General features: G+C 32.5%; 11 protein-coding genes. All 11 read right to left on the reverse strand.

The genetic code is table 11. The features are described from left to right. Positions 1–98: 98 nt before the first annotated feature. Complete coding sequence (locus COC46_RS07185) at positions 99–1,013, reverse strand: aminoglycoside phosphotransferase family protein (protein WP_098809059.1); 915 nt, start codon at positions 1,011–1,013, stop codon at positions 99–101. Positions 1,014–1,154: 141 nt separating this feature from the next. Next, complete coding sequence (locus COC46_RS07190) at positions 1,155–1,622, reverse strand: NUDIX domain-containing protein (protein WP_098809060.1); 468 nt, start codon at positions 1,620–1,622, stop codon at positions 1,155–1,157. 153 nt (positions 1,623–1,775) lie between these two features. Continuing rightward, on the reverse strand, positions 1,776–2,939 hold the full coding sequence (locus COC46_RS07195) for an acetylornithine transaminase (protein ID WP_098809061.1): 1,164 nt from the start codon (positions 2,937–2,939) through the stop codon (positions 1,776–1,778). Further along, positions 2,932–3,702: an acetylglutamate kinase gene (gene argB / locus COC46_RS07200; protein WP_098809062.1), complete on the reverse strand. Its 771-nt coding sequence runs from the start codon at positions 3,700–3,702 to the stop codon at positions 2,932–2,934. The genes COC46_RS07195 and argB overlap by 8 nt, the downstream gene beginning before the upstream one ends. A 14-nt stretch (positions 3,703–3,716) precedes the next feature. Further along, on the reverse strand, positions 3,717–4,940 hold the full coding sequence (gene argJ / locus COC46_RS07205; protein ID WP_098809063.1) for a bifunctional ornithine acetyltransferase/N-acetylglutamate synthase: 1,224 nt from the start codon (positions 4,938–4,940) through the stop codon (positions 3,717–3,719). A 13-nt stretch (positions 4,941–4,953) separates the two neighbouring features. Then, entirely contained in the window at positions 4,954–5,985 is a 1,032-nt protein-coding gene (gene argC / locus COC46_RS07210) for an N-acetyl-gamma-glutamyl-phosphate reductase (protein ID WP_098809064.1), read from the reverse strand. Between the two features lie 189 nt (positions 5,986–6,174). Then, a complete protein-coding gene (locus tag COC46_RS07215; protein ID WP_098809065.1) occupies positions 6,175–7,395 on the reverse strand; it encodes a phospholipase D-like domain-containing protein in 1,221 nt (406 codons plus the stop codon). A 335-nt stretch (positions 7,396–7,730) separates the two neighbouring features. Beyond that, positions 7,731–8,501, reverse strand: a complete 771-nt coding sequence (locus tag COC46_RS07220; protein WP_098809066.1) for a 3-hydroxyacyl-CoA dehydrogenase — start codon at positions 8,499–8,501, stop codon at positions 7,731–7,733. Positions 8,502–8,531: 30 nt separating this feature from the next. Beyond that, the gene (locus COC46_RS07225) at positions 8,532–9,683 is read right to left on the reverse strand and encodes a thiolase family protein (protein ID WP_098809067.1); all 1,152 of its coding nucleotides are present in this window, start codon (positions 9,681–9,683) and stop codon (positions 8,532–8,534) included. Positions 9,684–9,712: 29 nt separating this feature from the next. Then, positions 9,713–10,861, reverse strand: coding sequence for an acyl-CoA dehydrogenase family protein (locus tag COC46_RS07230; protein WP_098809068.1), 1,149 nt, complete (start codon positions 10,859–10,861; stop codon positions 9,713–9,715). Positions 10,862–11,043: 182 nt separating this feature from the next. Further along, entirely contained in the window at positions 11,044–12,051 is a 1,008-nt protein-coding gene (locus tag COC46_RS07235) for a zinc-dependent alcohol dehydrogenase family protein (protein WP_098809069.1), read from the reverse strand. Between the last annotated feature and the right edge of the window lie 790 nt (positions 12,052–12,841).

Consider the following 12,841-nt stretch of genomic DNA (forward strand, 5'->3'; position numbering starts at 1 on the left):
ACATTTTTTTAATAAGCTTTCTTGCGTGAAGCAGCTCTACTAATCTATCTTTGACTTGATCATTGAAGAGGTACAGGTTTTCAGAGAAAGATGCTAATTTAGCATGAATATAATTTTTTATGTAATTGTTTAAAAATATTTATAGCATTAAAAAAGTATTCATTATAAGTCCCTTCGTCTTCTAAGCTCCAGCATGTTGATAGTACTGCGTGTGAATAGCCCCATAGTAGTAATCTTTCTTTATTTAGATCCAATTCGTTTACTAATCGTTCAATTCGTCTTTCTAGTGTTTTTGAAATATCTTTTCCTTCTAAATTGTTCAATAGAAACTGGATAAGGTCATATTCTCTTTCACCTACTAAACCTTTTGGATCTATTACTTTCCATGTATTTTCTCCAGCATTTAATAGATTATAGTGGTGTAAGTCCCCATGAAGTAAGTATTGGGTTGTTTGAGATTTATTCATTTCTTTAAAAGTAGAAAACGCATCTAATAGCGTGTCCTTTGAAAATGGACCTATGCCATTAGGAAATTTCTCAACAATTCGGCTAAAGCTTTTTTCTCTATTTAAAATAGTGGGTAGTTTAGTTAATGTTGTTGGTTTTTTCCAAAGATTTTTCATGACTTTAACTGCTATTAACATAGCCTCTTCTTCATTTTCGATTGAAGCAAGTGTATTGCCAGGCAGAAGTTGTTCTAAAATTAGGATTCCTTCATCGGGGTCAGAATCAATGACTTTAACAAAATCAGCGTCTTTACATTCATTTAATGCTTCGATTTCATCATTAAATTCCGCGTTGGGTACAGCTAACTTGATTACAGCATTTGACTGCCCATCAATGATAATAGGAGCTACAAAATTATATGATAATTCAAAAGGAGATAAAATTTTCATATTCCATCGAATTTCGCATTTTTTACATAAGTCTTCAAAATTCTCTAACCATATTTCTCCTTTTTCCTTATGAATATCTTTAATTGTTTTAATAAATTGTTCTGGTAGTTTTATCAATTAATCACTCTTTTCTCAAAGAATATTTTTAATGATTGACAGAAAATAGAAGTGAGCTTAAAAAAGAAAAAAAGTTAAGTCCACTGCTTTTTTTGCAATCTTTCCTAAAGGGATCTCAACTCTTATTATACAAAAGTAGTTTTAAATAAGTTGTTCTTTTAGTTTGTACTCTTCAATTAATCGATTATTTTGATACTCACCTTTAACATATTGAGTAATTTGATCTTTAATATTAGGAAATAAGACGATTTTGTCTAATTCATTAATTGGAATCCACAGTACATCAGTTTGATTTGGATCTGGGTTAATTGGCAGAGTTGGGACTGAGCCTTCTTTAATATGACAGCGGAACATTAAACTCAATCCATGTACTTTATGTCCAGTCATATGGGGTGCATTTTCAGAAACAAATACTAAATCTCCGACCTCAACTTCTACACCTGCTTCTTCAAAAGCCTCTCTTTTTACCGCTTCAATAATTGTCTCACCAGGTTCGGTTCCACCAGCTGGTAAGTTGTAATGAATCCCGTCCTCATCTGTAAATTGAATTAATAAAACTGAATCATTTTCAACGATTAATGCACATGCTCTTACACGAATATGGTACATATTACTTCCGCCCCCAATCATAGTGATTATTCCATTATCTAAAAAATTAATGCAACTTTCAATCTATTTTTACAAATAGTCAAATAGCCCTAAACAAAAAGAGGCATCATGGTATATGTCCATGCATGCCTCTTAGTTTTTGCTTACCTTATGTTATTTTACTTGGCTATTTAAAAAATAGGCAGAAAGTACTTGTTTCATAATTTGGATTGCTTCATCTATTTCTTCAAAAGATACATTTAATGGTGGCAATAACCTAAGTACATTTGCTCCCGCAGTACCAACGATTAAACCATTTATTAAAAATTGATTAACTAATTGATCAACTGGAAGAGTTAACTCGATCCCAATCATTAACCCTTTACCGCGTATTTCTAAAATTTGAGGAAACTCATTTTTTACTTCAGTTAATTTATCAAATAAATAAGTTCCTTTATCTTTTACATCATTTAAAAATGTATGATCGTTAATAATATTAATTGTTTCAAAAGCTGTCGCCATTGCTAAATAATTTCCGCCAAATGTAGAACCGTGCGAACCGGGTGATAACGTACTAGCTAATTTATTTTTGCCAAGCATTGCCCCAACGGGAAAGCCGTTCCCTAAGCCTTTTGCTAACGTAATAATATCTGGATTTAATGGAGTTTGTTCATAGGCAAACATTGTTCCTGTTCTGCCCACTCCGGTCTGTACTTCATCAACAATGAGTAATAATTCATGTTTTTCACAAAGAGTTTGAACCCCTTCAAAAAAATCATTATTACCAACGATTACACCACCTTCACCTTGAATTACCTCCAAAATAATTGCACCAGTATTTTCATTAATTTCATTTTGTAAAGCATTTAAATCATTGTATGGTACATATGTAAAACCACTTAACATTTCGCCGTAACCTTCATGAACTTTTGACTGACCTGTAGCAGCCATTGATCCAAATGTACGACCATGAAAGCTTTGTTTAAAACTAATTATATGCGATTTACCAGTATGCTTTTTTGCTAATTTTATTGCTGCTTCATTTGCTTCTGTGCCACTATTACAGAAAAATACTAATCCATCCTTAAAGCTTTTTACTAAAACTTCAGCTAGCTCTTCTTGTTTTTTAATTGTGAATAAGTTTGATACATGCCAAATTGACTCTACTTGTTCTTTCAATACATTTACAACTTTAGGATGACAATGACCTAAGTTACAAACAGCAATACCACTTAAAAAATCTAAGTACTTGTTATGTTCGTCATCAAACAGGTAAGTACCTTTTCCAATAAGAAAATTAATTGTTTTTTTATGATAAGTAGGGAATAAATTACTCACTTAACACAACTCCTTTTGTAAAAACTGTACCGTTAATCGTTCCATTTTCATTTAAGAAATTCTCACCAACAATTGCAACTGACTTTACAACATTTAATGCATTTAAAGCACTTGTCACTTTTGGGATCATACCACCATAAATTGTATTTTCATCGATTAATTGTTCAACCTTGCTTGGGGTAATCTCTTGAATTAAATTATTTTCTTGATCCAAGACGCCATTTGAATTTGTAATAAAACAGAGTAATTCCGCATTCATTGCCTTGGCAATACTTTTGGCCGCTTCGTCTGCATTAATATTATATTTTTGACCAATTTTATCTACTCCTACAGGTGAGATAACTGGTACATAATCATTACTAAGTAATAAATCTAATAGTTTCGTATTTACTTCTTCAATCTCGCCAACCCAGCCTAATTTTCCTTTATTAAAAAGTGAAGCTTCTAATAATAGATTGTCACATCCTGATAGTCCAATCGCTTTTAAATTATACTGATTACATATAATCGTTAAATCCTTATTTATTTTTCCGTTTAACACGTATTCTACAATCTCTAATACCTCGGTTGAAGTTTTACGAATGCCGTCTTCCATTTCTATTGGAATCGAGAATTTTACTAATAAGCTATTAATTAGTGGTCCCCCACCATGTACAAGGATGACCCTTTTGCCGCTCATTTTTAATTGGTTTATATTTTCAAAGAATGTATTTGATAAGTTATGGATTAAACTACCTCCAAGTTTAATGACTACTGTTTCCATTGATCAATTCCCCCTTATGTGCGATAGCTTGCGTTTATTTTCACATAATCATAAGTTAAATCGCATCCCCATGCAGTACCAGCTGCATCTCCATCGTGTAAATGGACATCAATATAAACAATTTCATTTTTCAAAGCGTTTTTTGCTTCTTCTTCATCAAATTCAACTGGCTTGCTACCAAATAATACAGTTACTCCATTAATGGAAATGTCGATTTGATTAAAATTTCCTTCAATGCCGCTATATCCAATAGCACCAATAATTCTTCCCCAGTTTGCGTCTTCTCCATAAACCGCTGTTTTTACTAAATTTGACCCTACAATCGTTTTAGCGATTTGGTTTGCATTCTTTTGATTTGATGCACCGTTTACATTAACTTCTATTAACTTAGTTGCCCCTTCACCATCTCTAGCAATCTTTTTAGCTAAATCCTCACAAACTAATTGAAATGCGGCAACGAAATTTGCCCAATCAGGATGAGTTTTCGTTAATTCCTCGTGCTCTACTGCTCCATTTGCCATCACTAAAACCATATCATTCGTTGAAGTATCTCCATCAACAGTAATCTGGTTAAATGTTTTATTTGTCACTTCTTTTAATAACGCTTGCAATTGATCTGAACTAATCGTAGCGTCAGTTGTTACAAAACCAAGCATAGTTGCCATATTTGGGTGAATCATCCCAGAGCCTTTAGCAGATCCAGCAATCGTAACAATCTTGCCGTCTATCATAACTTCATAGCAAGTCGTTTTAATCACAGTATCTGTTGTTAAGATGGCCTGACCAAAATCTTCACCATCGTCTAACTTATTTCCAAGCGTTAAATTATCAATGCCGCTTTTTAATCGATCCATTTTTAAATATTCACCAATTACGCCAGTCGATGCGATAGCGACTAAGTGCTCTGGTAAATTAAGGTGTTTTGCGCACCAAGCTCTCATTAAGTAGGCATCGTCCTCTCCTTTTTTACCTGTACACGCATTTGCACAACCACTATTTACTAAAACAGCCTGAAGCTTATTACTATATGCAATACTTTTTTTCGTCATACTAATTGGAGCAGCTGGAAATAAATTCAATGTGTAAACTGCCGCAACTGAAGCAGGCTTTTTTGAATAAATTAATCCTAAATCTTTACGTTTATAACGTAGACCTGCATGAACTCCACAAGCATAGAAACCATTTGGTGATGTAATTGTTCCATTTACTTTTTTTATATTCTTTTCTTTAGTAATCAACTTCTATCTCTCCTTAAGGAAATATTGGTGAAAATTGTAAACCCGTTTCATCTGGTAAATCTAACATAATATTCATATTTTGAATCGCTTGACCTGCAGCACCCTTCACAAGGTTATCAATGACAGAAACGATAGTGATTCGATTTGTACGATCATCATAAGTTGCGTATAAATCACAAAAATTAGAACCATAAACATCTTTTGTACAAGGGATCCCGTCTCTTACTCTTACAAAATAGGAATCTTCATAACTTTGGTTATATATTTCTTTTATTTCTTCGTTACTAATTTCACGTGTTGAATTAACATAGATTGTTGACAAAATGCCCCTTGTCATTGGAATCAAATGTGGAGTAAACGAAATAAAATCCTGAGTTGAATCAATTGATCCAATAAATTGTTCGATTTCAGGTATATGTTGATGTTCAGTTATTTTATACGCCGTTAAATTCTCATTTCGATTCATAAATTGAGTAATTTGATTCGCGGTTTTTCCAGCACCAGAAATTCCAGATTTCGCATCTACCACGATTGAATTTTTCGCAACAATTCCAGCTTTTAATAATGGTGCGATTCCTAATAATGTAGCTGTTGGATAACATCCAGGATTAGCTATTTGATTCGATTGCATAATAGCTTCTCGATTAAGTTCTGATAGTCCATAAGTAAATTCGTTTGTTTTTGCAAAACAAGGATGTGTTTGTTTATACCATTTTTGATATGTTTCTTCTTTCTTTAAACGGAAATCTCCTGATAAATCAATTAGTTTTGTTTTTGAAAAATCAATCTCTTCCACTAATTCACTACTAACTCCATGGGGTGTCGCAAAAAACAAAATATCATTTTCAGAAACTGATATATTTTTATTCCACTTTTTTATTGGCCCACTAGTATTTGTAGGCAAATGTGGATAATACGCAGACAAATCTTCAGTATAATCTGATGTTGAATAAAAATTCATACCACTTATTTCCGGATGCATTGAAAGTAATCTAATTAATTCTAGACCACCATAACCAGTTGCTCCCATAATACCGACTTTCATTTTAATATCCCCTTTTATAAAATTATATTCCCCATTATAAATATGAATAAATATAAAATCAATTGTATTTTTATAAATAATTGAAAATAAAAAAAGATTAACCATTTTCCATGATTAATCTTTCATTATTTTTTTATTGTATTCTATAAATAAAAATACAGTACAACTAGTTAAATGAATTGATCTAGGTTATAAATAAAACTCAAATACTTTCGCTATTTTTTCCTTAATTCGATCTTTAAAAGGTAAGCTTTTCAAATAGGCAGGCGTAATTTCAAAAGCATGATTAAATACATTGGCTAATTTTGGTTCAACTTGATTAATAAATTGTTGGTCATAAATATAGCAATCTAATTCATCCGTTAAATGAAATGACCGTGAATCAAAATTCACTGTGCCGATCATTAAGACCTTATCATCAATTTTTATAACCTTACCGTGAAAAATACCCTTTTTATACCCGTATACTTTAATATTATTTTTCCAGGCTTGCTTTATATATGGGATTGCTGCTTGTTCTACTAAAAGTGCATCTGACTTATGTGAATATAATATTTTTACATCAATTCCATTATTTGCAGAATCTTTTAATGTATTCCAGATGAGTTTATTATTAGGTATAAAATAAGGGGAATAGATTGTAATCGAATGTTTTGCCTGTTTAAACAATTTACTATATTCTTTATCGATCCCTATTTTAGTATAAGAAACAAATTGATGTTGGCTTTTCCCAACCTTTTTACTGATCTCCATTTGTGTAATTTTTTGGTCTGAATTTTTTCTCCAATCATGTACAAATTGCTTTTCTAACCCTTCAACACCACTCCCTACTAAACGAAGCTGAACATCTTCCCATGGTATTAATCCTTTTTTTTCATCTATATACTTTTTACCTATATTGAATCCACCAATATAGCCAATTTCCCCATCAATAATCGTCATTCGACGATGATTTCGGTTATTTATTGATGCAAAAAAATAAGACAATTTAGGTTTATTAAAATAAGTAAAATGGACTCCATGATCAATTAAAGATTTTCTTTCTTTCCGTTCTAATAAAATTCCACCTAAACGATCGACTGCATAATATACTGGAATTCCTTCGTCACTTTTCTTTTTTAAGATATCTAGAAATTCATGTGATACTCGATCATTCGATACAGAAAAAAAATAGATATGCACTTCTTTTTTTGCATTTCTAATGTCATCAAATAATTGTTTATTTAATTTTTTGCCATTCAAAAAAATAGACAAATCGCTATTTCCCATTGGATAAGTTATAGGCTTTTTTGCATAAATATTTTCTTTTTGAGCATATTCCATTTCAATTTCATTTAATGCAAATAAAATGACCAATAACGAGAATAACAGTACTAAAGTTTTAAAAATGAATTTTAATATTTTTTTCATATCTTCCTCTTATTGTTGTTTGGCATAAAAGTATTTTTTGAAAAAAATGACATAAATATCCATATATATTTTTTATAATTAGCATTTTTTTGTTTAAGCGTCTCTACTATTTATGAATCAATTTATTTCTATTAAAAAGGCTTTGCAAAAAAAGAATGTTGATTTTCCATTCCAGGTACTTCGCTTCCCTTAGCCTCCCTCCGGGGTCTAAAGTTTCNNATTAGTCTCGAATTTAACTAAAATCGACAATTAATATTAACAGAGGCATTAAAAAAAGAAAAAAGGCAGGTGAGCAAGTATTTACCTGCTCTTCCTGCCTCTAATTCTTGTCTTACTTATTTCGGTTGCATACGAATTGCACCATCTAAGCGGATTACTTCACCATTTAACATAGGATTTTCAACAATGCTTTTCGCTAAATGTGCATATTCTGATGGCTTACCAAGACGTGATGGGAATGGAACCATGTTTCCTAATGATTCTCTAGCTTTTTCTGGTAAAACATCAAACATTGGCGTTTCAAAAATACCAGGAGCAATGCTCATGACTCTGATGCCATATCTTGATAAATCCCTTGCAATTGGTAATGTCATTCCAGCTACTGCACTTTTAGATGCACCGTAAGCTGCTTGCCCCATTTGACCATCAAACGCCGCAACTGAAGCTGTATTAATGATAATTCCTCTTTCACCAAATTCATTTGGTTCATTCGTAATCATTTGTTCAGCTACTAAACGAATAACGTTAAATGTACCAACTAAATTTACATTAATAATTTTTTGGAATGATTCTAAAGAGTGTATCCCGTCTCTTTTGATTACTTTTTCAGCTAAAACAATACCTGCGCAGTTTACTAAAGTATTGATTGAACCGTATTTAGTTAAAACATTTGAAATCGAAGTTTTTACGCTCTCCTCTGAAGATACGTCTGTTTTTTCGAAACAAACTTTGTCTTCGCCTAATTCTGAAATTAAGCTAGAAGCTCTCTCTTCATTTAAGTCAAAAATAGCTGCTTTCCCACCGTTTTCTACGATCATTCTTACTGTAGCTGCTCCTAAACCTGATGCTCCACCTGTAACGATTGCAATGCTTTCACGAATATTCATTTTTTAAATCCCCCAATTTGAAGTAAGTTATTAATTTATTCTCTCGATAATTGTTGCATTTGCCATACCATGACCTTCGCAAATAGATTGTAATCCATAGCGTCCGCCTGTTTTTTCTAAGGCGTTACACAATGTAACCATTACCCTTGCGCCACTAGCACCAAGTGGGTGACCTAATGCGATCGCTCCACCGAAAATATTTAATTTTTCAAATGGAACTCCAAGTTCTTTTTGCCATGCTAAAGGAACAGTAGCAAATGCCTCATTTATTTCAAACAAATCGATTTGATCGATTGTTAAACCACATTTTTGTAGAACTTTTTGAGTAGCCTGAATTGGACCTGTTAACATTAATTGAGGGTCTGATCCCACTACAGTTCGCCCAACTATTCTAAACTTTGGCTTAAATCCTAATTGATGAGCTTTTTCTTTACTCATTAAAAGTAGTCCTGCTGCACCGTCACTAATTTGACTTGCATTACCAGCGGTAACCGAACCAGTTTCGATAAATGCTGGTTTTATAGTAGCTAATTTTTCAATTGATGAGTTCTCTCTCGGTCCTTCATCTTTTGTAACTTTAACAAGTTCACCTTCTTGATTATGAACAGAAACGTCAACAATTTCGTCTTCAAAATAGCCTTGCTTCATCGCTTTTAATGCTTTTTGATGGCTATTATAAGCAAATTCATCTTGCTCATTTCGACTAATGTTCCACTTCTCATTTATGCGTTCTGCTGAAATCCCTTGGTTAAATTCACCGAACATACTTGTTAGATTTTCATTCCATTTTGATCCTTTTAAATTTGAAAACATTGGTACACGCGTCATACTTTCTACACCAGCTGCAATGACTATGTCCATATCTCCACTTAAAATTGCTTGCGATGCAAAATGGACAGATTGTTGGCTTGAACCGCATTGACGGTCAATGGTAACACCGGGAACTTCAATTGGTAGACCCGCCAATAAAGCTGCAATTCTACCAACATCGCCAGCTTGTTCCCCAATTTGTGTAACACAGCCCATAATAACATCATCTATTTCTTTCGGATCAAATTCATTTCGACTTACTAATTCCTTTAGTACAATCGCAGCTAAGTCATCAGGTCTTGTTTCGCTAAAGCTGCCACCTCTTTTACCTATAGGTGTTCTTAAAGCATCAACAATAACTACTTCTCTCATAAATGTGATCCTCCATTTGTAAGTTAGGCTTAATTCAATTCTAATTGTTTCGCAATAATTGTCTTCATGATTTCATTTGTACCTGCGTAAATTGACATGATTTGAATATCTCTGAAACGTCTAGCAATCTCATATTCTTCCATATATCCATATCCTCCATGCAATTGAAGACACTCTGAAGCAACTTTTTTACCTAAATCTGTAATCCACCATTTTGCCATTGATACTTGCTTCACAACATTTACACCTTGCATATGCTTATAAATTAAATCTTCAATGAACGTGCGACCAATTTCAATTTCAGTTGCTAATTCTACAAGTTTGAATTGAGTATTTTGAAACCCTGCAATTGATTTTCCAAATGCTTTTCTGCTTTTTACATATTCAGTTGTCACTTTTAGCATTGATTCCGCTGAAACTAATGCTTCTAAAGCAACGACTAATCGTTCTTGTTGAAGTTTTTCCATTAAGTAGTAGAAGCCTTTTCCTTCTTCACCTAATAAATTCTTTACAGGTACTTTTGCATCTTGGAAAATTAATTCAGCCGTATCTTGGCTATGAAGTCCTACTTTATTTAATTTCTTACCTCTAGAAAACCCAACTGTATCTTTTTCGACAACTAATAAACTAATTCCTTTATGGGCAGGTTGAATTGTCGTATCAGTTTTAACTGCAATAATAATCAAATCTGAATGAATCCCATTCGTAATAAACGTTTTTTCTCCGTTTACGATATAGTAATCCCCTTTTCTTACTGCAGTTGTTTTAATATTTGCTAAATCTGATCCAGCACCAGGTTCTGTCATCGCAACTGCTGTAATATACTCACCCGTAATACATTTAGGCAGCCACTCCATTTTTTGCTCTTCGTTTCCATAAATAGTCAAGTAAGGTACAACAATATCATTGTGTAATGCGATTCCTACAAAACTTGATCCTACCTTTTCAAGCTCCTCTATAATAATGACAGAATAGCCAAAATCTACACCTAATCCACCATATTTTTCATCTACGTATGGACATAAAAATCCTTCATTACCTAATTTATCCCAAAATTCCCTTGGAATCATTCTGTTTTGTTCCCACTCTTCATAGAATGGTACAGCTTCTTTTTGTAAAAATTTTCTAAGAGCCGTGCGGAAGATTTCATGTTCTCTCGTTAAGTAAGAATGTTTCATAATAAGCCCCCCTAAATAAATAATACCTTTTTTAAAACGCTTACAATATTCAAAATACGAAATATTTTAAATATTACATATGTAATAATCATATGATGTTAATTGTAATTTATCAAGGAGCAAAAAAAAAGAACTGCTTTGGACAGTTCTTTTGATTGTAGTCAATCTCTTAAATATAGTACTTATGAACCTATTTTTATCGTAATTTTACCAAAATTATTTCCTTCACCCATTCTTTGTAATGCACTGATTACATCTGCAAAGTCAAATGACTGATCTACTATTGGCTTTATTTCATGTTCCGTAAAGAATGCTAACATTTGTTCAAACTCTCTTGGACTTCCCATCGTTGTCCCTCTAATATCCATATTCTTAAAGAATACTTTTGGTAAAACTGTTTGAGGAACTGGTCCATTAGTCGCACCGTATGAGACAATTCTCCCACCTTGAGCAGTCAAATCAATTAATCGATTAAATGACTCCCCACCAACTCCATCGATTGTTAGATTAACCAATCCTAACTCTTTACGAAGCTTCTTATACCAATCATTTTCTCGATAATTAAAACCTGCGATCGCACCCAATTCTAATGCTTTTTCAATTTTTTCATTACTACTAGACGTAACAATTACTTTTGACCCAAATGAAACAGCAATTTGCAATGCATACAATGCCACCCCACTACCGATTCCTGGAATCAATACTGTATCATTTTTTTGTAATTGACCACGAGTGATTAATGATCTATATGCAGTAAGTGCTGCTAATGGAATAGCTGCAGCCTCTTCCCATGACAAGTATGCTGGTTTTTTATAAACATTTTCAACTGGTAGTTTAATAAATTCAGCAAATGTACCATTTGAAGGCATACCAAGTACTGTAAATTCATCCGAATTGATATCGTCACGATCTCCCCATTTTAAACTCGGGTTCATCATTACTTCATCACCTACAGAAAAACCCTTTACCTCTTCTCCAATTGCCTCAATAACTCCAGCACCGTCTGATCCCAAAATTGCATCTAATTTCATCCCAGGGTACATACCGTGTGTAATAAAAAAGTCACGTCTATTTAGCGATGCTGCTTTTAACTTGATTACTACTTCATTTGGATTAATCGTACCAATCTCGACATTTTCTAATTTTAGTGACTCGGGTCCTTTCGTGTCTCTTAAAATATAAGCTTTCAATTAGTTCACTCCTTTTAGTATTTTTTAATTAGTGGCAGAAATTTTATTATGTATTTCATTAAATCTTGTTCAGTTTTATTTTACCAAAAAATATTAAAATCGGTTTAGTAAAAAGATTGGGGCTTTTGGAGTGAGAAATTAGTAGAGATTTTAATCGTTTTTTTCTTTACTTATTAAGATCGTGGAATTAAGTAGATTCAGCTAATTTCGGTACGTGAAATTTATTTAATATCATTCAAAATATAGCATTTCAGATCACGTCAATACTAGTGAAACAGTACCTGTTCCTTTGATTGAAATTCTTTAAAAACTGACTAATCATTTTACTAAAGGCTTATTTATTTGATAGATTTATATTTTTTTTGATGAGATAAACTTATTTTTATGCTTGTTTTACTAGTTACATTTTGATATAAACATCTTATTGTTTTATTTTTTTACACTTATATGGACAGCTCCTACTAACTAATTTCAAAACGAACTAAATTCATCTCCATAATGATCGTGATATTTTCTCTATTATAATGAAGTAAAAAAGCCCTAATACTAATCTAATTATTTATTTCAATCCTCCAATCCACCCAATTCATTAAGTTGTCCACCCTACATTTTCACAAGTTCTTTCCTATTGAAAAAATAAACACCTTAAACTTCTATCCTACTAAAATTAATTTCCACAGGAATAATCTACTGAGTCCGAATTAACACGTTTTCTATACTTTTAATCTACTAATTTTCTAATATTTATATACTTTACGCTGTCATTCTATGTATGATTATCAATAAACAT

Origin of the sequence: Bacillus sp. AFS041924 (assembly GCF_002577195.1) — a bacterium.
Lineage (GTDB): Bacteria > Bacillota > Bacilli > Bacillales > Bacillaceae_G > Gottfriedia.

What these genes read in the sequence shown, in the direction of transcription:
- COC46_RS07225 (WP_098809067.1), bottom strand. Translation starts at nt 9,683, where the DNA reads ATGAGAGAAGTAGTTATTGTTGATGCTTTAAGAACACCTATAGGTAAA.
- COC46_RS07230 (WP_098809068.1), bottom strand. Translation starts at nt 10,861, where the DNA reads ATGAAACATTCTTACTTAACGAGAGAACATGAAATCTTCCGCACGGCT.
- COC46_RS07190 (WP_098809060.1), bottom strand. Translation starts at nt 1,622, where the DNA reads ATGTACCATATTCGTGTAAGAGCATGTGCATTAATCGTTGAAAATGAT.
- COC46_RS07220 (WP_098809066.1), bottom strand. Translation starts at nt 8,501, where the DNA reads ATGAATATTCGTGAAAGCATTGCAATCGTTACAGGTGGAGCATCAGGT.
- argB (WP_098809062.1), bottom strand. Translation starts at nt 3,702, where the DNA reads ATGGAAACAGTAGTCATTAAACTTGGAGGTAGTTTAATCCATAACTTA.
- COC46_RS07215 (WP_098809065.1), bottom strand. Translation starts at nt 7,395, where the DNA reads ATGAAAAAAATATTAAAATTCATTTTTAAAACTTTAGTACTGTTATTC.
- argC (WP_098809064.1), bottom strand. Translation starts at nt 5,985, where the DNA reads ATGAAAGTCGGTATTATGGGAGCAACTGGTTATGGTGGTCTAGAATTA.